Below are 22013 nucleotides of genomic sequence, written 5' to 3'. Positions count from 1 at the left end.
AACCGCCATGAAATCTTGGAATCGGAGTACTTTTACCCTGTGGCTCCTCACTATCTTCACCGCTCTGCCTGGCTGCGACTCCCCGGATCGCCCGCTGACCTTAACCTTAACCGGCTCTAGCACTATTGCGCCACTGGCTTCAGAGATCGGTAAACGGTTTGAGCGCCAGCACCCAGAGGTTCGAATTGACGTGCAAACGGGAGGATCATCACGGGGAATTGCCGACGCCCAAAATGGGCTGGCCGATATCGGCATGGTCTCCCGAGGTCTCCGGCCTGAAGAAAATAATTTATATGGGTTTACCCTGGCCCGAGACGGGATTGCCGTCATCACTCATAAAGACAATCCGGTTCAACAACTGACCGATCAACAAATCATTGCAATCTACACAGGCCAAGTCACCAACTGGAAAGAGGTGGGTGGGCAAGACGCTCCCATTACCGTCGTCAATAAAGCTGAAGGCCGTTCCACCTTAGCGCTATTTCTGCAACACTTTTCATTGAAAAGTCAGGATATCGCCGCCGATGTCATCATTGGCGATAATGAGCAAGGCATTAAAACCGTAGCCGGCAATCCTGATGCCATCGGATATGTTTCCATTGGCACGGCCGAATTCGATGCCCAACAAAGCATTCCCATTAAACTGCTCCCCCTGGGATCAGTCCCGGCCACAATTGAAAATGTGCGGAAAGGCAGTTTCCCTCTCTCTCGCCCTTTAAATCTAGTCACAGGAACGCCCCCTGAAGGCTGGGTTAAGGAATTCATTAGCTTTGCCCAATCCGCCCAAGTGCATGATCTCATCAAGGAACAATATTTTGTCCCTCTGGAGAAATGACAAACTGCTGGCTTGGTGCCTGCGTGGATGCGCGAGCATTGCAGGTTTAATCATCCTGTTAATTATTGTTTTTTTGGCCCTTGAAGCAATACCGGCCCTCCAGCAGGTGGGGGCGAGCAAATTTTTCTTTGATAGGGGCTGGCATCCCTCCCCCCTGGCGTCAGAAGGGCACTTTAATCTAGCGCCAATGTTGGTTGGAACTCTAATGGCCACTGGGGGGGCTATCCTTCTGGCCACACCGTTAGGGATTGGCGCCGCTCTTTTCTGCCACTATTACGCTCCCCCGTTTTTGGCCCGGCTCTATCGTCGGTTGATTGAACTGCTGGCAGGAATCCCCTCCGTTATCTATGGCCTCTGGGGTCTGGTGGTCCTAGTGCCGCTTATTCGCCAACTAGAGCCCCCCGGCCCTAGTCTGCTGGCAGGGATTTTGATCCTCGCTCTTATGATCTTGCCCACCATCGCTCTGCTTGCCGACGCTGCCTTGGCGGGGCTTCCTAGAGAATATACGCAGGGAGCAGCGGCCCTGGGTTTTTCCCGCTTTAGCCTCATTTGGCATGTGGCTCTGCCTGCGGCGAAATCGGGCCTGTTGACGGGAATCTTGTTAGGCACAATGCGGGCTCTCGGAGAAACCATGGCGGTATTAATGGTCTGTGGTAACGTGGTGCAAGTACCGGGAAATATCTTTGACCCCATCCGGACTCTCACGGCTAATATCGCCCTGGAGATGGCCTACGCCATGGGAGATCACCGCTCAGCCCTGTTTGTGAGCGGATTACTACTCATGGCATTGGTGATGGCTTTGATTGCCACAGTAGAAATCTTAAAACCCAAAAGCAGTCCATGATTAACCCCCGCAATGCTCCTTCCCTTCCCCTCAGCTCCCGCTGGCCAGAGCGAATGGCTACGGTCATCATCTGGGCCATGGCCCTACTGGTTACTGCTTTTTTTGCTTGGTTATTCATCGATCTTATTTGGCGCAGTTTAGATCGGATTTCCTGGTCTTTTTTGACTGATCTTCCCCAAAATGCCGGTCGTGAAGGCGGCATTAGCTCGATCCTGGTTTCAACAGGGCTGATTTTATTAGTCTGTCTAGCTGTCGCAGTGCCCATCAGCGTTGGAGCGGCTATCTTTTTGGCTGAATTTACCCGGGCTGATAACCCCTTTGGCCGGCTAGTAGGTCGCAGTCTCGATGTCCTGGCCGGTGTCCCCTCGATTGTATTTGGGCTATTTGGGAATGCTTTTTTTTGCATTTATCTTGGTATGGGCTTCTCAATTCTGTCGGGGGGACTCACCCTGGCCTGCATGGTATTGCCACTGCTCATTCGCGCCACCGAAGAAGGATTTCGCAGCGTGCCCTTGGAATACCGTCTCGGTGCCGCAGCCCTGGGAATGAGCCGGATGAGCACTCTTTGGCACCTATTGCTACCTACAGCAACCCCTGGCCTTGTGGTGGGCCTAATCTTGGGGATTGGTCGGGCCATGGCTGAAACGGCAGCCCTCATCTTCACCAGTGGTTATGTGGATCGAATGCCCAGTTCTTTGCATGATTCTGGGCGAGCACTTTCACTGCATATTTATGATCTCACCATGAACGTACCCGGCGGGACTTCAACCGCCTATGCTTCAGCATTCGTGCTCATTACGCTGCTGGTACTCATCAATGGAACGGCAAATTGGCTGACTCACCGCTGGTTACAGCGAAAGGTTATCCTCCCCTAAATGCCCCTAAGCTTGTTATCCTCTTCCTAGTGAACCCAAAAACTGGAAGCCTCTTCCCAAAGCCTGCTGAACAGGACCAGCCTGCAAACACCTTTGAACCTTTCCTTGAGGTTAAATCCCTGTCCGTTTATTACGGCCCCAAACCGGCCCTCAAAGATGTGGCCCTCGCCATCCCCAAAGGCGGGATCACGGCTTTGATTGGCCCCTCTGGTTGTGGCAAAACCAGCTTTCTAAACTCCCTGAATCGGATCACGGATTTAATTCCAGGATGCCAGGTCAAAGGACATGTTCGCTTTGACCGTGGCGATGTTCATGCACCCACAACTGATCTGCTCACCTTGCGCCGACGTATTGGCATGATCTTTCAAAAACCCAACCCCTTTCCCCTTTCTATTATTAAAAATATGGAATTGCCTCTAAAGGAGCACGGGATAACCCAGCGCAGGCAAAGGGAAGAAAGAATAGAGAAGGTGCTCAAAGAAGTCGGCCTGTGGGAAGAAGTCAAAGAACGATTAAACGCCCCCGCCCACTCTTTATCCGGGGGCCAACAGCAGCGACTATGCATCGCCCGGGCCCTAGCGCTGCAACCGGAGATACTGCTTATGGATGAACCCTGTAGCGCGCTAGATCCACTTGCTAGCCAGATTGTTGAAGACCAAATTGTCAAACTAGGTCAACAAATGACCATCCTGATTGTCACCCACAATCTGGCTCAAGCCCGCCGCATCGCTGATAATGTCGCCCTTTTCTGGGTTCAAGAAGGGGCGGGTCGATTAATTGAAATGGACAATGCAGCAAAAATCTTTAATTCACCTAAAAATCCCATTACCGCCTCCTATGTCAGTGGGGCAAGGGGCTAACAGCTATTGTAGGACTCTCATTTTCTAGGCCTTTATACCGTGGTTCTCATTTCGAGCTTCTAGAGGTGAATTGACAACGTGTCTTCACGCCGATCCCAAGCGGCTTGGGTCTCATTTAAACGAAAAATGCGATAGACTGGACATTAATCCCCTCAGTTAGTCCAATGAAGCCCCCCCTCCACTCAGAAACTCCACCCGAATTTCTCACTGGTGCTGTAGAACGCGTCACTTTCCATAGTGAGGAAAATGGATTTTGTGTCCTACGAATTAAAGTGCGTGGTGAGCGGGATCTCATCACCGTGGTCGGCAATACCCCAACGGTCACGCCGGGTGAGTATGTTGAATGCCACGGTGAGTGGGTCAACGACCGCACCCATGGTCTCCAATTTAAGACCAAGCATTTAAGAGTTATCCCTCCTAGCACCCTAGAAGGAATCGAAAAATATCTAGGCTCAGGAATGGTCAAAGGAATCGGTCCCCACTTTGCCAAGAAATTGGTACAAGCCTTTGGCGAACAGGTTTTCGAAGTCATCGAGCACGAGTCTGAGCGCCTCACCGAATTAGACGGTATCGGCCCCAAACGCAAAGAACAAGTCATTCAGGCCTGGGCAGAACAGAGGGTCATTCGAGCCATCATGGTGTTTCTACAATCCCATGGAGTGGGTAGCGCCAGGGCAGTCCGTATTTATAAAACCTATGGCGACAAAGCCATCGAGCGGGTTCGCGAAAACCCCTACCGACTTGCACTCGATATCCATGGCATTGGCTTTAAAACTGCCGATAGGATTGCCCAACGGCTGGGAATCCCTGCCGATTCTCTCATCCGCGCCCAGGCGGGGGTTCGTCATGTGCTCCAGGAATTTGCTAATGAAGGACACTGTGCCATGGAACAGGGACGATTAGTGGAAACGGCTAGCCAATTGCTGGAAATCCCCGCCCCTATCATTGAACAAGCCATTACTCAAGAAGTCGCTGAAGGACAACTAATAGCCGAGATCATTGCGGGCAAACCCTGCCTATTTCTAGCTCCACTTTATCGATCAGAAATAGGCGTGGCCAAACATTTGCAGCGGCTTCTCCGAGGGGTACCCCCCTGGGGACAAATTAATGCCGATAAAGCGATCCCCTGGGTTGAAGCCAAAACAGGATTGTTACTCTCCCCCTCTCAACGGGTTGCCCTTATTCAAACAATCAACAACAAGATCACCGTCATCACCGGGGGACCTGGTGTCGGCAAAACCACCGTCGTCAACAGCATTCTCCGAATTGTTCGGGCCAAGCAAACCCAGGTACTCCTGGGGGCCCCGACCGGGCGGGCGGCAAAACGGCTAGCCGAATCCACTGGCCTGGAAGCCAAAACGATCCATCGTCTGCTTGAATTCGATCCCCATGCAATGGGTTTCAAGCACCATGCGGCCAACCCCCTTCAAGCCGATCTCATCGTCATTGATGAGGTTTCCATGGTAGACGTGGGGTTGATGAATCAATTGCTCCAAGCTATTCCTAATCATGCAGCATGCATACTGATAGGCGATAAAGACCAGTTACCTTCGGTGGGACCCGGGCAGATACTCGCGGATATTATCGCCTCCCAAAAAATCTCCACCGTTCACCTCAGCGAAGTCTTTCGCCAGGCAGCCAGTTCCAAGATCGTCGTCAATGCGCACCGAATCAATCAAGGAAAAATGCCAGAGAAAGCCGATGAAGCGGCCACACTTAGCGACTTCTACTTCATTCCCACCAAATCTCCAGAAACTATCCAGGATAGGGTGCTGGAATTGGTAACCAGCCGTATTCCCAAGCGTTTCGGATTTGATTCTACTCGCGACATTCAAGTCCTTACCCCCATGAATCGGGGCAGTCTCGGTGCGCGAGCACTGAATGGGCTCTTGCAACAACAACTCAATGGACAATCTCAACCCAAGATCAATCGCTTTGGTTGGAGCTTTGCCCCCGGCGATAAGGTCATTCAAACTGTCAATAATTATGACAAAGAAGTGTTTAATGGGGATATTGGAAGGATAACCAGGATAGCCCTTGAGGAAGGACTCGTACATATCGACTTCGATGGCCGAGAGATAGAATACGAATTAGGCGAACTTGACGAAATTGCTTTGGCCTATGCCACCTCGGTGCACAAGAGCCAAGGCTCGGAATATCCCGCGGTCGTCATTCCCCTCGCCATTCAACATTACACCCTGTTACAAAGAAACCTGCTTTACACCGGCATTACCCGGGGCAAACGGCTAGTGGTACTTGTGGGACAACCTAAGGCCCTCGCCATTGCCGTCAAAAGGATCAATTCAACCGCTCGGCTGACCCATCTTTCAGCCCGATTAGCTAACAGTCAAATTTAAGATCTCAACAAAAATCGACTAAAATGATAGGGGGATAAGCTCCCTGGCTGTAAAATTTTTATCCCTATCTTAATTTCTCAAAAGAAAGCACCAAATAGCGCAACAGCCTGAGACGACTTGCCCACTCCACTATCCAGGTTTCAAACTTTGCGGAAGGATCCCTAATATTAAGTTCCGTCCCCATAGCACGGAGAAAAGGGTAGGTCGGAAGCGTGTTTTCCGTAATATCCTTCTCTACTCGCAGTTTAAACCCCGTATCCTTGGCCAGGGATCTATATTGGGCTATAGTGCATTGCAGATTGCAACGGCCAAAAAACCCCTTTGAAAAAGGCCATCTCTTACTTAATGCCGCCAGGGGTAAAAGAAAAGCTCGGGGCACAAAATCAGACAGGGCCAGACGCCCCCCTGGTTTAAGCACCCGAGATGCTTCTTCAAAAAATTTTCTCCGCTGAGGGAAGTGAAAAATACACTCCACCGCCAAAACCACCTCAAAGAACTGGCCAGGAAAAGGCAGCCAACAGGCATTGCCCTCTGTAAAGTGAATGAGATTGCCTGAACGGGCCTTAACTTTTTCTTGGGCCCGAATCAATTGACGGGGATCGATATTCAATCCGATCAGTTCTACTCCAGAAAAATTTTCATTCAGGCTGGCAATAGTGCCACCAAGGCCACAACCTACATCCAGGACACGCTGACCGTTTTCCATACCAGCGGCACCATAAACCTCTCTAGTGAGATTTTCAGCCGCCCAGGCAAAATCCGCCGGTGACACTACCCCCTGAGGCACTTGGGGCCAATAACCCCAGTGGACGTGGCGCCCAAAGGCAAGTTCTAGCCTAGCATTGCCCTGATCCAGTTGCGCCAACAGTAAATCAAAATAAGGGAGTTGGATATCTTTAACTGCCATCAGTTATTTCTATTGATTTCTCCATAATTATGGTGAACACATTTTGAAAAATCACGCGTTAATGTCAAGGACAAATCCGTATAAAAAACGATTGAAGTATTTTTATTCAATTTAACCTCTATTTTGTTTGGCAGTTGCTTAATCTCTGCGCTATCCTTGCTATATGTTCCACCGAAATTTTAAATTTTAAGATTATGGCAAAACGAACGACAAAAAAGAAAACCGTCAAAAGTGCACGCAAGCAAGCCCCCATGGTGAGCGGATCGATAACCCGCGCCGAGAAGGCAATTGCTCTGGCTGAGAAAAAATTGGAAAGAGTAACACAGCGGGTCGATAAGGCAAAAGAGCGCGTAACGCAGGCAACCGCTAAAGCTAAAGAAACCAAACGCGCTACCGCCATAGCGGCTGCCGAACGAGCTCGCGAGTCCTTAGCTAAGGCAAAAGAGGACAAGCGAGAAGCCACAGCCGCATTGCGGCAAGCAAAGATAGACCTCAGAGCTGTGGTCAAGGCAGAACGGGAGCGCACCAAGCTTGAGGAGCAAGAAAAACGGCTGGCAGAAAAAAAGGCAGCCGCTAAAGCTCGTGCTATGGCCGCTTTCGAAAAAAAATGGGAACGGCAATGGGAGCGCAAGCAGCGCGCAAAAAAGGCTGCCAAACATAGCCGACGCAAAGGGAAAAAACGTGCTCAGGAAAACAAAGGAGGTACTTTAAAGGAAGCCGATGCGGAAGTAACCACCCCATAAGCCTACACCCTGTCCTAGATGAGTGCTTGCTCCGAAAAAGTTGATAAAAAAATATTTATGGCTCTGTGCAAGCCTAATACTCTTACTTAATGGTTGCGTCCCTCAGCGCAGCTATGAAGCAGCACTCATACTTGCCGACACTGCAGCCAGGGAAGCCCCTTCACGCTGGAAATCAACCACTCCCACTCCAAGCCAAGCAGGAGTCACTTATACGGTTGCGGGCCGCACCCATCAGGGAACGCTTTATCTACCTGCCGCCGCGCCACCTCGGGCAGGAATCGTATTAGTCCCTGGGGTAGTCCCCCTTGGTAAAGATGACCCCCGCCTGGTCGCCTTTGCCAATACCCTAGCACGGGCCCGCTTTGCCGTACTTACACCGGAGCTAAAAGAATTTCAGCATCTTCAGGTCAGAACTCGACACCCTCGGGTCATCGCCGATGCCCTGGCCTATCTTGCTGATCGCCCCGATCTTGTGCCCTCAGATCATCTGGGATTTGGTGCCTTTAGTTTTTCTGTAGGTTTAGCAGTCATTGCCTCCCTAGAGGAGGATATTCGCGCTCAAGTGCAATTTATCTTCGGGGTAGGCGGCTATTATGATTTGGAAACGGCTATCCGTTTTTTTACCACGGGATATCTTTCAGAAAGCGAACATGACCTAGAACCCAGTCAATATGGAAAATTGATCTTTGCGGCCACCAGCCTGAAATACCTGACCAATCCAGCGGATCGTGCTGTACTGAAGGAAATGATAAACATTAAAATCCGTAACCCAGACGCAGATATTACTTTTCTCGCTCCCCGTCTAGGCCCCCAGGGCAAGGCGGTATATTCTCTTTTGAACAACACCGATCCGGCCCAGGTTTCCCCACTCATCCAAGCCCTACCCCAGGGACTCCGACAGCTTATTGAGAACTTAAGTTTAAGCAACCAAGATTTGACCCCGATTCAAGCGCAGGTCATTCTCGTCCATGGCAAAGATGATCCCCTGATTCCCTATACTGAAAGCATCGCCTTAGCTAACGCTTTGCCCCCTAAACAAGCTAAGCTTTATATCATAGAACAGACGCTCACTCATGTGGACTTTAAGTTTCGGAGCTTCTTTACCCCTGCTTTTTGGAGTCATGAACTACCGGATCTTTGGCGAATGTATCGGGCTATCTACTTACTGCTCGGAAAACGAGCCCCAACAGATCCCTAATTCATGGCACCCATAGAAACCCATTTTGTCTCCGCCAACGGTCTTCGCTTTGAAGTTGAGCAATGCGGCAGCGGCGACCGGCTTGCCCTTTGCCTACACGGTTTCCCTGAATGCAGCTATTCATGGCGCTATCAGATGCCGCTACTCGCAGAGCAAGGTTATCGAGTTTGGGCACCCAACTTGCGCGGCTATGGGCGCAGTTCGCGTCCTCCAAAAATAGCCGATTACCGCACCGACCTCCTCCTGGCGGATATTGCCGCCCTCATAGAGGCTTCCCACTGCCAATCGGTTCTGCTTATCGGTCATGACTGGGGGGCTGCGCTGGCTTGGCTGTTCGCCATCGGCAAAGTCCATCCTCTTGAAGGCCTTATTATTATGAATGTACCCCACCCTGTCCCCTTTCTTAAATGCCTAAAAACCTGGAAACAACTGGGGAGATCTTGGTATATATTATTTTTCCAGATTCCTTGGCTTCCAGAATGGTTACTGAGCAGGGGGAATGGTTGGCTCCTCGGCAAAGCCATGCGCTACATGGCAATGGATAATAACCGTTTTCCCGATGAAGTCATCAATGTTTATCGTCATCATGCAGTCCAGCCTGGCGCACTCCGGGCAATGGTAAACTACTACCGGGCCCTGTTCCGAGAAGCACCCTGGCGGAAGTCTCATGACTATGAACCTGCTATTGAAGTTCCCACCCTCATGATCTGGGGTGAAGAAGATCTCGCTCTGGGAAAAGAAACCACCTACGGAACAGAACATTATGTAAACGATCTCTCTTTGCATTATCTTCCCGGTGTCTCTCACTGGGTTCAACAGGAGGCCCCGGAACAGGTCAATAATCTGATTCTCGAATGGCTTTCCAAAAAGATCAAAACCCATTCAACCCCTTCATGAGTACTTTTTTCACCCCCAAGCACAATCCATTAAGTTATTTTGCAAGAGGCAACCAATGACTTCAGGGAATCCCAAAAGGACTCACGACTCCTTGTTTTCTCCCTTCAAGTTTGAGAAAAATCCACGGGCCTGCCGCATTATCTGCACCATCGGACCGTCCAGCCAATCCCCAGCCATCCTGGAGAAAATGCTGCTGTCAGGGATGAACGTCGCCCGCCTAAATTTTTCCCATGGTAGCCAGGAAAGCCATGGGACAATAGTCCATGAGATCCGAAAAACTGCGCAACGCCTCATGAAACCAATCGCCATTCTCCAAGATCTTCAAGGACACAAGGTTCGGGTCGGCAGCATTCAACACTCGCCGTCCCTTTGCCTAAATGAGGATCAGGAAATTCTTTTGGGCCATGGTGAGACCGTCTCCAATAAGCGGATCGGCATTGATTATCAGGGCATTACCGATTATGTCGCCCCGGGCCAGCATATCTTTCTCGATGATGGCTCCATTGAGTTGGAGGTTCTCTCTACTCGAGGGGACGACCTTCATTGCCGAGTCAAGCTTGGCGGAGAACTGAGCAGCCGGAAAGGGGTTATCTTTCCCGACTCTCACCTCAGCTTTCCTCTTCTCAATGAAAAAGATGAAAATGATGCCCACTTTGGCGTCTTCCTTAATGTAGACATGGTGGCCATGTCCTTCGTACGCTCGGCGACAGAGATTATCGAGATGCGCCTGCGCCTTGCCGCGTGGGGCAAAAGGGATTCATTCATTGTTGCCAAAATCGAAGATCGCAAGGGCATCGACAATCTCGACGAAATCTTGCATGTGGCTGATGCTGTCCTCATCGCCCGGGGCGATCTAGGCGTGACATTACCGCGGGAGAAAGTCCCTGGCATCCAAAAAACCATTATCCAAAAAACCAACGCCTTTGGTGTTCCGGTAATTACGGCTACCCAAATGCTGGAGAGCATGATCTACCATGACAAACCTACCCGGGCTGAAGTCAATGATGTTTATAGTGCCGTCATGGGTGGCTCCGATGCCGTCATGTTATCCGGGGAAACCGCTTCAGGCCGCTACCCCCTCCATGCGGTTCGGGAAATGGATCGTATTTGCCGTGAGGCGGAAAAAGAACTCCGCAGTTTTAAGGGTGAAATCCCGGTACGGGGCAGGCGAGACATGCATGACAAAATGGCTGCTTCAGCCGTTAACCTAGCCCGCAACACCAAGGCGCGTTGCATCCTTGCTTTCTCCCTTTCCGGCGCAACCCTAAAAGCACTTTCCACGGCTCGCAGCAATGTTCCTGTCTATGGAGTAGTGGTCGAAGAACGGGTGCTGCGGCAATTGCTCCTGCACTGGGGGCATTCTCTCATCACCATGCCCCATGAGGAAAAGCTAGAAGATCTCATCGGCCCTGTCCTTAAGCAACTTCAAGAACAGGGCATTGTCCGTACCAATGATCGGATAGTCGTGATGGCTAGCGAGGCAGAGCCTGGCGCGAAGGAGACTTATCTTTTCAAACTCTATCTTCTAAAGTAGCGCCTTATTTCACTTGAAAAACGACTCTGAAAAATTCCCCTTCGCGCCTGTGCCGGTATAAAAAGGCCTTTCCCGCAGCCTTCCCTTGCCGCTGTTTAGAAACTTTTAACCGAAATAATCCGGTTCATTCCCCGCCTTCCATTTAATATTGCAACCCATGCTGGGCCGCTGCTCACTGGGAACGGGCTGACCGCTGAGCACCGCCTCAACTGCTGCCCGGAGATCTTTACCAGTCACCGGTAAGTCATTACGGGGCCGACTGTCATCAAATTGTCCCCGGTAAACCAGTTTGCAGTCCTTATCGAAGAGAAAAAAATCCGGGGTACAGGCCGCCTTATACGACTTCGCGACTTCCTGGGTATCATCATAAAGATAGGGAAAGACATATCCCTGCGCTTTAACCTCTTCCGCCATCTTCTCCGGGCTATCATCTGGGTAGTGCTCCACATCATTGGCGTTGATAGCCACAATAGCGAGCCCTTTAGACTGATATTCACGGGCAAATTGGGCTAGCCCATCACTGATATGTTTTACATAGGGACAGTGGTTGCACATGAAAATCACCAGCAATCCAGGAGCGTCTTTAAAATCCGCCAATGACACAGTACGCCCTGTCGCCGGCTCAGGGAGTTGAAAATCTGGCGCCTGGGTACCCAAGTCCAACATCATGGATTCAGTTCGAACCATCGTTTCCTCCTTATAGAGAACAAAATCAACTCAGCACTTACTACTCATCCCAGAAATTAAGGCTCCCTTCTCCCCCTTCCCCCCACATGGAGAAGGTGAGGATGAGGGGATTAATAAAGAAGACTATTCTTGGGATGGATACTATTTACTTAAGCACTCACTTTCGACTTTCGTCAAAATGAGATTCGGATTATCTGCGCGTTGATAGTAGGGGGGTTGCTGCTGTAGTTTTTCAAACGCTTTATTTCGCTCTTCGGCGGTCCGGTACCATCGATAAGATTCCCAATCTTCACCAAGCAAATGGGGCGCCCGCATGGTATCACTCGGTTGTAAGGTAATACGTATGCCAAATTGTTTCATTTCTTTACGCTCTTCATACCTTTGTGATGATCTTTTGAACTCTCCGGGTTAGACCAGCTCCACTCTCGCCAACCGCATAGTTGAGGATAATAAAGTCCCAATCGTATCTTCTGGGTCTCAGGCTCTTTAAGGGCCACTAGAGCCCCATAACTCTCAAGTTGGAGACGATAGCGTTCCTGTTCCCTATCCAAAAACGCCTCCCTATCGCTCCCTTCATGGCTACCGGTTTTGTAATCTACAATCCAACGAACCCCCTCCTGATCGACAAAGGTGCGGTCGATGACAGCCCGGATGATCCGACCATTTAGAATACCACTTAAAGGATATTCATTCAGCGCTTGTCGATGGTCCGAGGAGAGGATCCAACGCCCCCGAGGATCTTCAAGAGTTTGCTTGAGTACCTCCTGGGTACGCTCCAGCGCATTTTCCAACTCATTAGCGGCGACTCCCTGCCCCATAAGCGCTCGGCGAAGAGCAGGCCCAAGCCCCGTGATCCGGGCTGGGTTCCAGTGTTCGAGACCTTCTTGGGCAATGAGTTGAAGATAGCGATGAACCACCGTACCCATATAACGGGCGGTCTCTCCGGCCCAATCAAATTCAATGGGATCCAAAGCAGAAGCCGCCTCCGGGAGACCCCCAATATCCGTCTTTACTCCCGGCATAGGCTCCGGGCATTGCCACTGGATACTTAGCCGGGAAAAGAGCCCCCCTTCCGAAAAGCTCAGGGAATCTTCCCTTTCTTCCTGGGTACAGGTTTCCCTCCTAGAAGGTGCTGCAACTTCAAATTCTTCTTTGACCGCAGGCCACAGGGATGCAAGGAGGGAGCGCTTCGGGGGCGCCTTAGGTTGATCTGTTTTATCAAGCACCACCTGCCCGAGCAGATGTAATTGGTGTTTAGCCCGGGTTACCGCCACATAGAGCAAACGACCATTTTCGAAACTAGCCTTTTCCTCATGGAGTCCCTTAATATAGTGATAGATGGCATCGGGCTGCTGCCCCGTCTCGGCGATGGGCGCCAACAATAGCTGGTTGTCGTTTCCTGACGGGCTATCAGAGGCTGGACGCTCCGCCCAAAGGAGCAATTGATGACTTTCATAACGAGGGGAACGTCCCAGGCCGGGCACAATCACCGTATCGAACTCCAACCCCTTAGCTCGATGAATGGTCATGATCTGAAGGGTTTCATCCGCGAGTTTATCCGGCGGAGCAAATAGCCGTCCTACCCCCTCATCCAGGGCTCTGAAATCGAGGATCTCATCCGCCACCGCCTCTTGCTCTAGCAAATCCAGATAAACGGAAGCCTCCTCAAGCGCCGTGGATTCAGGAACACAGGCGGGGCCACCGAGGGCTAACCAGGCCCCTTCCACCCACCGGCGAGGCGAGACCCGCCGCCGCCCCGCAAAGGCCTTGGCCAACACCCGGCGAACTCTGGCAAGGCGCTGCCGACCCTCCCCGCTTAGACGCTGAATACAATCCTCATCTTGGATTCGATCCCAAATCGCGGCTTGCTGATCTTCGCCTGCCAGAATATAGAGATCGGCCAAGGTCAAACCGCACCAGGGCGCGCGCAGTATTGTCAGCCAACTAAGGCGATCTCCCAAATGAAACAGGGCTTTAGTCAAGGCCAACAAATCTTGCACTACTGGACGGCTACCCAAGGGCTCAATCTCCAAGGCCCGGAAACGCAACCCCGCTTCCCTCAGCAGAGGCACTATCTCAGCCAAATGTCCCCGGCTACGCACTAGAATGGCGATGGTAGAATTTAGCGCGGCCTGCTTTATCTTCTCAACCAAACGGACCACCACTTCGGCCTCTTCCGCCAAGTCTTTCCCGAAAAAGGGGTGGACCTGGACCGCCTGCTCCGCTCGGGGCGGATGAAAAGCATGGGAGGCACTATAGGGAACGGCGCCGGTAGCGATCTCCTCGGTCGCCGGCAAAATCTGGCGGAAGGCGTGATTGACCCAGTCCACAACGCCCTGATGGGAGCGAAAGTTCACCGATAAAGTTAAAGGCACCAGCGGCAACTGTCCTACGCCTTGCCGCCAAGCCTGCAAATAAAGTCCCACTTCAGCCTCACGAAAACGATAAATGGACTGCATGGGATCGCCAACGACCAGCAAGGTCCGTCCATCGCCCGGTTCCCAGCCCGTCGTTAACCGTTCCAGCAAAATATATTGGCTGAGGCTGGTATCTTGGAACTCATCCATTAATAAATGCCGAATCTGGTAATCCAGAGTCAGGGCCAGATCAGTGGGGGCCTCAGCCTCCCCTAGGGCAACCACCGCCCGCTGGGCAACCTCGGTAAAGTCCACTTCGCCTCGCTCCTGAAACACCAATTGCAATTGGGCCACGGCTAAGGGTAAGAGCTGAAACAGGGCCTCCATAAGGGCCCACTGGGCCTCCGTGTAGTGGGCGGGAGGTAATGAACGCAAGCTATGCAGCGCCTGGCGAAAGTCCTCTTTTTCCCCCAAGCGCCCAAGAAAATTTAAAAAAGATTGTTTTTGCGCCTTGAGGAATTGCTTTTCTTCTTGATTACGGGCGGCACTAGGGGCAGGGAACCCAATTGCCTTGGTTGCTTGCCTGCGCCATTCTCCCTCACAGGTCAATAAAAGCTGAGCCAGTCCCAGCCATTGGGGTAATGACTCAATTTGGATTCCAGGTCGGGCCCAAAGATCTCGACAAATCCCGATGGGGGAAGTGGGGTCAAGGGTGGCCAAATTATCGGCGGCGAAGCGGGCAAACCCTAACCCCTCCTCCAGCACCGACTCAGGGCAACAATGGCTCACCTTCTGCAATCCAGCCCGGATAGCAGCCTGCAACACCTCTTCTAAGCTCTCCTGCTGCAACCGTTTATCATCCGTAAGATGTCGCAGCCATTGATCCCGGCGGGCGAGCATCGCCGAGAGCAGCGTTTCAATTTTGCCCCAATCATTATTCAAATGACGTAGCAAGACCTCCACACTTGCAGACCACTCTGCACCGCTTTCCACCTCCGTCAAGGTGGCACGGGCAGCCTGGCGGTAGAGATTCTCCGACTCTTCTGTAATTCCCGGTTGAGCACCAAACCGGGACAATAGGGGCATCTGCCGAGTCAAACTGGCGCAGAGGGAATCAATAGTCTGAATGCGCAAACGGCTGGGATGGCGCTCCAACTCCCAGCCCTTATCTGCGTCGCGGCGGCCTACCGCACGGGCCAACTCCCAAGTAGTTCTAGCAGGCTCGGCCTGGGGCGGCTGGTTCTCCCGGGCGCTGATTAAAGCCTCCACAATCCGGTAACGCATCTCCGCGGCGGCCTTGCGGGTAAAGGTGATGGCAACGATTTCCTCCGGGGCCTCCACTCGCGCTAACAACACCAAATAACGTTGGGTCAACAGTTCTGTCTTGCCGGAACCCGCTGGCGCCTGGACAATGAAAGACTGATGAGGGTTTAGGGCCTGCCGACGGGCGGCAGCATCCGGGATACTAGGGTTGACCATCACCGTTGTTCTTGTTTTTATTGTAAGTGATTTTGCTTCCTAACTCGCCAATCCGGCACAATCCAGGCAAGGCACAATAGTCGCAACTCTTAGTGTCCCTTGGCGCCACGGCCGCATACCCCGCCATCAATTCCTCGGCAAGGGCATGGAGGACTTGTGACCACTGGTCTAGCAGCCCTTCCCAATTTTCTGGACCTTCAGCAACGTGTGTAAAGTCAGAAATCCCTGGCACACTCCCCGCTGCTTTGGTCACGCCTAGATATTTCATCTCCCCTCGGCGAACTTGGGCAAACAATACCGCCACCACCGGTTCCTTGTGAGCGATACAATATAAAGGAAGCTGAGGCTCCTCGGGGCGCTCGCCAAACCAATGGTGGGGATCGGGTCGTCCGGTTTTATAATCGATAATCACCCGCTCACCATTTTCCAACCGATCAATTCGATCCGCCCGGGTGATTAAACCGATCCCGCCAAGGTTTAAAGGCTGAGACTTTTCTTGATGCAGTACCGTAAAAGGAGGCCGCTGCTTATCCTGCTCCAACCACTCCAGCAACAACAGCTCCAAACGCTCCTGTTCTATGGCCGTAAACCGCTCGGTAAAGGTCTGGGGACGGACTGCCATTTGCCCGGCAATGGCTTGTTTCGCCGCTTCCGCCACCAGCGTCTGTAGCTCCTCGGCAGTATGGGTTAAAAGTATTTGCTGGTCTTCTAAACGTTCCCATAAATAGTGCAAAGCACTGTGGATTAAAATCCCCTGGTCCAAAGCCGCTAGGCCTACACTAGGTTCTTCAAGCCCTTGGGCGCCTAGACGATACTCGGCAAAGGCGCGGAAAGGACAGGCCGCCTGGGCTTTTAATAAGGCGGTACCGCCTTCCACCTGAGTCCCTTTTGCCAAGGGCGGCCCTTGACGGTCGGCCAGAGTTTCCCCCATAGCGGTAAGCTGGATCTGGTGCGTATAGGGCTCAATTGAAGCCAGCTCCAGCGCCTCAGGGGGGATAGGAGGCAACTCGGCAATGAGGGGACTCGGCCGCAGATCACTATCCCCCTCGCGGCAAGGATGGCTGACAATCACGGTAGGCGCGCTAGCAAGCAAGCGCGCCGTCACCATCCGGGCATAAGCCAGCTCCCGCTCGGCAGAGGCATGGGGCAAACGATGGTGGCGTTGCAGCTCCACCGGCAATAACGGATTAGGACGGGGTGCTGGGGGCCAAACCCCGTCATGGAGTCCCAATATCCAAACCCCATCAAACCGCTCACCGGCCGCCTCCAGAGTTCCCATCACCTGGACCGGCACGGGAGGGCTTTCAGGTTGAAAGAGAGTGTCGGCTAGGAGGCGCCGGAATTTTCCAATGGCCGCCGATTGCTTTAACGATGGCACCACGCCGTCCAAGCTAGCAAAAGACTGCACTCCCTTGCGCCAGGCAGAAACAGCCTGCTGTTCTTCACTATTGAGGGAACGTTCTCCTGGCCAGCCCAGCAATTGAAGCCAGCGGGCAAAGCTTCGGGCCCAACCACTTGGGGATTGCCTTGCCGGCAGCTGGGCCAGCTCGGCTTTAAACTGTTGGAGCCGCTCACCCAAGGCCGGACAGCAGTAGGCAGCACCCTCCGCCCCCTCTGAAACGGCGGCCGCCCCTAAACGCCCCAAGGATACCCTGGCCTCCCGAGTCTTGCGAAGATAAGCATCCAATAGGGCACGACGAGAAAATTCCCGCTCAGCTTCTCCCAAAAAAGGTGATCTCAGGAGCGCCCCCATCTCCACTAAGGAAAGTTCTCCTTTGGTAAGCTCTAAAATCAATAGGGCCGTATGAACCAAAGGATTGTGGGCTAAAGGCTGAGCCAAAGAAATATTATAGGCCCGTTCTATTCCTTCGCGCCCTGGCAATACAGCTTCAGGATGAAAGATTTCATCAAAAATGCGCACCACCTGGGCCCGTAGAAATTCCAGTTGGGGAACAATGACTCCAATCTTCTCCCGGGGTGCACCTTCCAGCCTCCTCCGAGCCCACCGGGCCGCCGATGTGATTTCCTCTACCCCATCAACCAACGGCACACGCATTACTCTTTCCGGCTTGCCCTGGGAAGCCAACGCTTGTAGCATGACTCCCTGCTCGACAAGGGCGACAAAGAATTCCTGCTGCTGGGGAGTGTATTCATCAAATCCTACGAGGATGACCGTTGCCGGCAAAGAGATCTGCCTAGCCCCTAGCATTTGAATCACCGCCTCAGGCAAACGAGCATGGTCCAACCAATGGCCCACCTGGCAATGGTGTTCAAAGGCCCGGGCCCACTCTAAAAAAGCTTGGGTATCTTCCGTAACAAAGAGAGACTGATCCTGCAGCGGTAAGCGCCAGGCATGCCAAAGTTGCCAAGCCTCCTGGGCGGTGCGGGCAGTTGCAGGAACTTGCAACAACGCCCCACTATAAGACGAATCATAGATCACCCGCTCCCACAAACTTTGTTCCTGCAACGGACTCAGCAGGGTAGGATTACGGTCGTCGGGTTCGGTGAGGGTCAGCCTCTGATAACAATGCTGTAACCAAGTTAGCCAAGGAAAAATCCGCGGCGCCTCCCAGACAGCTAGCCCCTTCGACTGTTGGAAAAAATCATAGCGGCCTTGAAACTCCCGTGCTAGGCGGTTATTAATTGTCAGCAGGAGTGCCCCAGCCTCCAACGCCGCAAACATATCATCTTCGCTAATCAAAGGAAGAGGCTGAGCAATTTTCATTATTATTTATCTAGCGCTTCCTATACTCGAGCGGGTTTACCCATTTATCCATGCCCCCTTCTCACTGGAGAGTATCCTCGCAAGCAAATTATAGCCCGTCCCGCATTCAATTAAACTCGGAAGCCTCTGTGCCTAGAGTTTTGCGAAAAAAGGGGATTCTGAGCAACAGGAGGCGGCCCGCGATAATGAGGCTACTTTAGGAATAGCGGCGGGTCTTTTGCTGACGCGCAATTTCATCTTGCTGAGGACGAGGTAATAGTGCTCGCCCGGTGGATGTCCTGCACCATACAGAGGGAGAGCCTGCTTGGACTTCGCCAATATCAGCACAAGGAATACCCTCCTCCTTCAGAGCAGAACAAATAGCGGCGACCTCTTCAGGCGGCGCCGTCAGCAGTAATGCCCCAGAGGCAATAGCCGCCAGAGGATCCAACTCTAGGGCCTGGCATACCCGCGCAGCAATAGGGGGCACCGCCACCCGTGCAGAGTCAATATAAAGCGAACAACCACTTGCCTCGGCCAACTCCCAAAGGGCTGTGGCCACCCCTCCCTCAGTGGGATCATGCATGGCAGTGACCCTGCCTGCCTGGAGAGCCACTTGCGCATCGCGGAGTACGCAGATACCCGGATCATGGAGAAAATTCCGCGCCTGCTCAAGCTCCTTTCTGCTTAATGCGCTTGCCAGCATCTCTGGAAATTCCCGAGCCAGAATTGCAGTGGCTTCAATAGGCACCCCTTTGGTCAACAAAATCCGATCATGGGGGGCCGCGCCGCGGGGAGTGATGAGATGCTCTCGGCTGACCTCACCAATCATAGTCCCCACCCCAATAGGACGCTCTAAACCCTGAGTAATTTCGGTATGCCCCCCAATCACTGCCACATTTATATGGCGGCATGCGGCGTAAATCTGGCCTATGATGGTTTCTACAGAATCAACGGTTGTTCTTCCTTCAGGGAGTAACAGGGTGACCATGAACCAACGGGGCACTGCGCCGGTGGTGGCAATATCATTAACATTAACTTGAACTAAATAATCACCAATTTCATCCGTCGCGAAGGTGATGGGATCAGACTTATAGACCAAAAGTGTGTCACCTACGGCCACCACTGCACAATCTAGCCCAATTCCAGGCCCCAACAATACCGCTGGATCCCCTGCCGGCGCCTTTTCTAAAAGACGTGCTAACAAGGGGGCAGGTAGCTTGCCAACAGGAAAAAACTTCTCCATCTCCATCAGCCCGGCGCCAACATGCCAAAATGCCCTCCGTGGCGATCCGCCATAAATCCTGTTATAGCACTAAACTTCGGCTTCTTCCTCTTGGCCAACAAATGCCGGCTTTTTGTTTGAAGCCGTAGTTTTTCCTTCCGCAAATTTCTCCCATTGAGGCTCACCCCCTTTTGCTCTGGCAGAGGTCTTTGTTTTCTTCCTGCGCCGATATTTACGGGGCTTGGCCGCTTTTTTCTCAAGCTTTTGGATCGCCTTCTCAATTGTTTGGAACTGCCGGGAACGTTTCTTGAGATCAGAAATTTCTTTCCTCAATACAGCAATCTCAGCACGGAGCTCGGCAATACTCTCCTTTAATTCTGCTACCGCTAGCTGAGCTTTCTCAAGCCGGGTTTGTACTGCCGCAGTAACCTTGATTTTTTTCTGCTCACGGGCCTTTGTTAGCCGTTCCGTCGCCTTTGCAAGGCGGCCTTTTAAGGTCTCTAGATTTTTAAGCCTGGAAGCTAAAGTCCGCTCTGTCGCCGAAATCGCCTTTTCATATTCAGCAGGTAATTTTTGCCGTACCGTATCAAATTCAGCTTCGAACATCGTGACGGCATCTTCTGCCTGTACCTGAGGGCTTTTAGTCCTAGGGGTTTTTCTTGCTCTAGCCATGTAAACTCCTCTCAATCTATTTCGGTTTTAAATATGTTCGCTAATTTTAACGATAATAGACTAATAATTAAATGCTATTATGATGATCTAATCGTAAAAATGAAATTATCACACTAGTTTAATGCAATTATTAACAAAAGGCGTTATCTAAACTTTTAGAAATGTTTCCAAGAAATTCACTAATGCCTCAATATCGTATCGGCCCAAAACTAATTTTTTGAATAAAATAGATCGTTGCAAATACTAGTCTTTTATTGACATCAGCTATAAGGGTAGCCGTCATGAAAAGAATACATATTCTCCTTCTCTCTCTGACCTTGTCGATTTCTAATACGATTCTTGCCGAGGACAGTGAAAAAAAAGGGTTTGATCCCAAGACCTTCACTAAACCCAATCCGCAAGAAATAAGCGCCAGGCTCACCCCCCGGCAATATGAGGTAACCCAGGAAGATGGGACGGAGCCACCTTTTAACAATACCTACTGGAATAATAAAAAACCTGGAATCTATGTAGATATTATTTCCGGGGAGCCTCTTTTTAGTTCGACGGATAAATATTCCTCGGGAACAGGTTGGCCAAGTTTTACCAAACCGCTTAATGAAAAATATATTGTCACCGAAGAAGATTGGTCCTTTTTCATGAAAAGGACTGAGGTAAGGTCAAAATATGCCGATTCCCATCTAGGCCATATCTTTAACGATGGTCCCCCTCCGACAGGGCTGCGCTACTGTATCAACTCTGCAGCACTTCGGTTTATTCCAGTGGAAAAATTGCAGGAAGAGGGTTATGGGGAATATTTACCCCTCTTTGAGAAAGACACTCAATGAACGCAGAAAACCCACTCTCGCCCCGGGGGGAGGGATTACGTAAAGCCCTACGCTGGCTATTGGAAGAGGGTGAAATTACAGGGAAAACTATCGAACAAGCTAGCCGGCAATATAATCTCTCCCCTCTGGAAGAGGATTTCCTCATCAGAAAATTTCTGCAAAAAAGGAAGCCTCAGGATTAGCCTTGAATAGAGGGGAACGCTGCTGATGCCACTCCTATGGCGGGTTGCTTTACTGGCAAAAGGGCCAAAATTGATAAAATTTTCGACACTTGAAGCGGCTTTCACAGCCACGCAATTGGGTCCCATACTCCCGAGCTTGCCATGCTACCCGTTTGGCTACCCGTAGCAAGCGGGGTTTTCGCCGCCAAACCTCCTGCCGATAGCCCCTATGGCCTTCATGGTAGGCGAAATAGAGATGTTTGGGATCCCGCTTGGAGATTCCTAACCGTCGAGCACTCCTATGATTATACCAACCGATGAAATCAAGGACGTCTTCCATATCAGTACGACTTTTAAACCAACCGCCGTTGGCGCGCTGATAATCTTCCCAAGCGGGATCCTGGATCTGGCCATAACCATACGCTGAAGAAGCACGGGGCAAAGGAATAAAACCCAAAAACCAACTCCGAGGCGGGCGGGCATCTCCTCGGAAGCCGGACTCGTAGTGGATAAAGGCCATAAGAATAGACGTTGGAGTACCCCACTTTTCCTCCGCCTCCTTGGCATAATCGTACCACTGCGGCTGCTCCTCGAAGATAGCACAGAGATTTGTGGTACGACTGGGTGGCGACATGCTCGCACAGCCATTTAGCAGACTGACAAGGAAAAGGATGATAAAAAAGACACCTGACAGGGTAGGAAAGTATCTAATGGGATATTTCAAAGCCCACCTGCTTCCCAAGTTAAGAAACTAATGGAAAACCTTGCTTTTGGCGAAGGGTGGGTCAAAGCCGAAAGATGGTCTCCCCATTAAGCGTTCAGATTTTTGTGGATACGGCGCCAGCACGCCT

Annotated in this window: 19 protein-coding genes; 11 read left to right on the top strand and 8 right to left on the bottom strand. The window is 51.6% G+C overall.

Translation table 11 applies throughout. The features are described from left to right. The first annotated feature begins 7 nt into the window (after positions 1 to 7). From NHAL_RS14455 to recD2, 5 genes are all read left to right on the top strand, one after another. Positions 8 to 835, top strand: a complete 828-nt coding sequence (locus NHAL_RS14455; protein WP_013033891.1) for a phosphate ABC transporter substrate-binding protein — start codon at positions 8 to 10, stop codon at positions 833 to 835. Next, positions 816 to 1679 (top strand): phosphate ABC transporter permease subunit PstC, encoded by an 864-nt coding sequence (gene pstC, locus NHAL_RS14450; RefSeq protein WP_203434324.1) that lies wholly within the window; start codon positions 816 to 818, stop codon positions 1677 to 1679. The genes NHAL_RS14455 and pstC overlap by 20 nt, the downstream gene beginning before the upstream one ends. Next, positions 1676 to 2554 (top strand): phosphate ABC transporter permease PstA, encoded by an 879-nt coding sequence (pstA, locus tag NHAL_RS14445; protein WP_013033889.1) that lies wholly within the window; start codon positions 1676 to 1678, stop codon positions 2552 to 2554. Before pstC ends, pstA begins: the two co-directional genes overlap by 4 nt. After that, on the top strand, positions 2509 to 3414 hold the full coding sequence (locus tag NHAL_RS14440; RefSeq protein ID WP_013033888.1) for a phosphate ABC transporter ATP-binding protein: 906 nt from the start codon (positions 2509 to 2511) through the stop codon (positions 3412 to 3414). Before pstA ends, NHAL_RS14440 begins: the two co-directional genes overlap by 46 nt. A gap of 164 nt (positions 3415 to 3578) precedes the next feature. After that, positions 3579 to 5771, top strand: a complete 2193-nt coding sequence (gene recD2, locus NHAL_RS14435; RefSeq protein ID WP_013033887.1) for an SF1B family DNA helicase RecD2 — start codon at positions 3579 to 3581, stop codon at positions 5769 to 5771. 64 nt (positions 5772 to 5835) lie between these two features. On the opposite strand, the gene NHAL_RS14430 is transcribed toward recD2, so the two are convergent. Further along, a complete protein-coding gene (locus NHAL_RS14430; RefSeq protein WP_013033886.1) occupies positions 5836 to 6678 on the bottom strand; it encodes a class I SAM-dependent methyltransferase in 843 nt (280 codons plus the stop codon). 194 nt (positions 6679 to 6872) lie between these two features. Between NHAL_RS14430 and NHAL_RS14425 the strand changes: the two genes are divergently transcribed. Genes NHAL_RS14425 through pyk form a run of 4 tightly spaced genes read left to right on the top strand, consistent with a single transcriptional unit; the run spans position 6873 to position 11050 of the window. After that, positions 6873 to 7421, top strand: a complete 549-nt coding sequence (locus tag NHAL_RS14425) for a hypothetical protein (RefSeq protein ID WP_013033885.1) — start codon at positions 6873 to 6875, stop codon at positions 7419 to 7421. A gap of 40 nt (positions 7422 to 7461) precedes the next feature. After that, positions 7462 to 8619, top strand: a complete 1158-nt coding sequence (locus NHAL_RS14420; protein WP_238985363.1) for a dienelactone hydrolase family protein — start codon at positions 7462 to 7464, stop codon at positions 8617 to 8619. A gap of 3 nt (positions 8620 to 8622) precedes the next feature. Further along, positions 8623 to 9516: an alpha/beta fold hydrolase gene (locus NHAL_RS14415; RefSeq protein ID WP_013033883.1), complete on the top strand. Its 894-nt coding sequence runs from the start codon at positions 8623 to 8625 to the stop codon at positions 9514 to 9516. Positions 9517 to 9571: 55 nt separating this feature from the next. Then, positions 9572 to 11050 (top strand): pyruvate kinase, encoded by a 1479-nt coding sequence (gene pyk / locus NHAL_RS14410; protein ID WP_013033882.1) that lies wholly within the window; start codon positions 9572 to 9574, stop codon positions 11048 to 11050. Positions 11051 to 11155: 105 nt separating this feature from the next. On the opposite strand, the gene NHAL_RS14405 is transcribed toward pyk, so the two are convergent. The 6 genes from NHAL_RS14405 to NHAL_RS14380 form a co-directional block, all read right to left on the bottom strand. Beyond that, positions 11156 to 11737 (bottom strand): thioredoxin family protein, encoded by a 582-nt coding sequence (locus NHAL_RS14405; protein WP_013033881.1) that lies wholly within the window; start codon positions 11735 to 11737, stop codon positions 11156 to 11158. 141 nt (positions 11738 to 11878) lie between these two features. Next, positions 11879 to 12097, bottom strand: coding sequence for a hypothetical protein (locus NHAL_RS21395; protein WP_013033880.1), 219 nt, complete (start codon positions 12095 to 12097; stop codon positions 11879 to 11881). Continuing rightward, positions 12094 to 15573: a UvrD-helicase domain-containing protein gene (locus NHAL_RS14395; protein ID WP_013033879.1), complete on the bottom strand. Its 3480-nt coding sequence runs from the start codon at positions 15571 to 15573 to the stop codon at positions 12094 to 12096. Before NHAL_RS14395 ends, NHAL_RS21395 begins: the two co-directional genes overlap by 4 nt. Beyond that, entirely contained in the window at positions 15560 to 18298 is a 2739-nt protein-coding gene (locus NHAL_RS14390; RefSeq protein ID WP_013033878.1) for a PD-(D/E)XK nuclease family protein, read from the bottom strand. Before NHAL_RS14390 ends, NHAL_RS14395 begins: the two co-directional genes overlap by 14 nt. Positions 18299 to 18494: 196 nt before the next feature. Then, complete coding sequence (locus tag NHAL_RS14385; protein ID WP_041355801.1) at positions 18495 to 19523, bottom strand: AIR synthase family protein; 1029 nt, start codon at positions 19521 to 19523, stop codon at positions 18495 to 18497. 69 nt (positions 19524 to 19592) lie between these two features. Then, on the bottom strand, positions 19593 to 20174 hold the full coding sequence (locus tag NHAL_RS14380) for a hypothetical protein (RefSeq protein WP_013033876.1): 582 nt from the start codon (positions 20172 to 20174) through the stop codon (positions 19593 to 19595). Positions 20175 to 20455: 281 nt separating this feature from the next. Here NHAL_RS14380 and msrB point away from each other — a divergent pair, with 281 nt between their 5' ends. Then, positions 20456 to 21001, top strand: a complete 546-nt coding sequence (gene msrB / locus NHAL_RS14375) for a peptide-methionine (R)-S-oxide reductase MsrB (RefSeq protein WP_013033875.1) — start codon at positions 20456 to 20458, stop codon at positions 20999 to 21001. After that, complete coding sequence (locus NHAL_RS14370; protein ID WP_013033874.1) at positions 20998 to 21183, top strand: hypothetical protein; 186 nt, start codon at positions 20998 to 21000, stop codon at positions 21181 to 21183. Before msrB ends, NHAL_RS14370 begins: the two co-directional genes overlap by 4 nt. Positions 21184 to 21232: 49 nt before the next feature. Here NHAL_RS14370 and NHAL_RS14365 read toward each other — a convergent pair whose 3' ends face one another. Continuing rightward, complete coding sequence (locus NHAL_RS14365; RefSeq protein WP_013033873.1) at positions 21233 to 21886, bottom strand: transglycosylase SLT domain-containing protein; 654 nt, start codon at positions 21884 to 21886, stop codon at positions 21233 to 21235. Between the last annotated feature and the right edge of the window lie 127 nt (positions 21887 to 22013).

Source organism: Nitrosococcus halophilus Nc 4 (assembly GCF_000024725.1).
GTDB classification, from domain to species: domain Bacteria; phylum Pseudomonadota; class Gammaproteobacteria; order Nitrosococcales; family Nitrosococcaceae; genus Nitrosococcus; species Nitrosococcus halophilus.
This window is presented reverse-complemented; position numbering and strand designations above follow the sequence as displayed.

What these genes read in the sequence shown, in the direction of transcription:
- NHAL_RS14455 (WP_013033891.1), top strand. Translation starts at nt 8, where the DNA reads ATGAAATCTTGGAATCGGAGTACTTTTACCCTGTGGCTCCTCACTATC.
- pstA (WP_013033889.1), top strand. Translation starts at nt 1,676, where the DNA reads ATGATTAACCCCCGCAATGCTCCTTCCCTTCCCCTCAGCTCCCGCTGG.
- recD2 (WP_013033887.1), top strand. Translation starts at nt 3,579, where the DNA reads ATGAAGCCCCCCCTCCACTCAGAAACTCCACCCGAATTTCTCACTGGT.
- NHAL_RS14430 (WP_013033886.1), bottom strand. Translation starts at nt 6,678, where the DNA reads ATGGCAGTTAAAGATATCCAACTCCCTTATTTTGATTTACTGTTGGCG.
- NHAL_RS14425 (WP_013033885.1), top strand. Translation starts at nt 6,873, where the DNA reads ATGGCAAAACGAACGACAAAAAAGAAAACCGTCAAAAGTGCACGCAAG.
- NHAL_RS14415 (WP_013033883.1), top strand. Translation starts at nt 8,623, where the DNA reads ATGGCACCCATAGAAACCCATTTTGTCTCCGCCAACGGTCTTCGCTTT.
- pyk (WP_013033882.1), top strand. Translation starts at nt 9,572, where the DNA reads ATGACTTCAGGGAATCCCAAAAGGACTCACGACTCCTTGTTTTCTCCC.
- NHAL_RS14405 (WP_013033881.1), bottom strand. Translation starts at nt 11,737, where the DNA reads ATGGTTCGAACTGAATCCATGATGTTGGACTTGGGTACCCAGGCGCCA.
- NHAL_RS21395 (WP_013033880.1), bottom strand. Translation starts at nt 12,097, where the DNA reads ATGAAACAATTTGGCATACGTATTACCTTACAACCGAGTGATACCATG.
- NHAL_RS14395 (WP_013033879.1), bottom strand. Translation starts at nt 15,573, where the DNA reads ATGGTCAACCCTAGTATCCCGGATGCTGCCGCCCGTCGGCAGGCCCTA.
- NHAL_RS14390 (WP_013033878.1), bottom strand. Translation starts at nt 18,298, where the DNA reads ATGAAAATTGCTCAGCCTCTTCCTTTGATTAGCGAAGATGATATGTTT.
- NHAL_RS14385 (WP_041355801.1), bottom strand. Translation starts at nt 19,523, where the DNA reads ATGGAGAAGTTTTTTCCTGTTGGCAAGCTACCTGCCCCCTTGTTAGCA.
- NHAL_RS14380 (WP_013033876.1), bottom strand. Translation starts at nt 20,174, where the DNA reads ATGGCTAGAGCAAGAAAAACCCCTAGGACTAAAAGCCCTCAGGTACAG.
- msrB (WP_013033875.1), top strand. Translation starts at nt 20,456, where the DNA reads ATGAAAAGAATACATATTCTCCTTCTCTCTCTGACCTTGTCGATTTCT.
- NHAL_RS14370 (WP_013033874.1), top strand. Translation starts at nt 20,998, where the DNA reads ATGAACGCAGAAAACCCACTCTCGCCCCGGGGGGAGGGATTACGTAAA.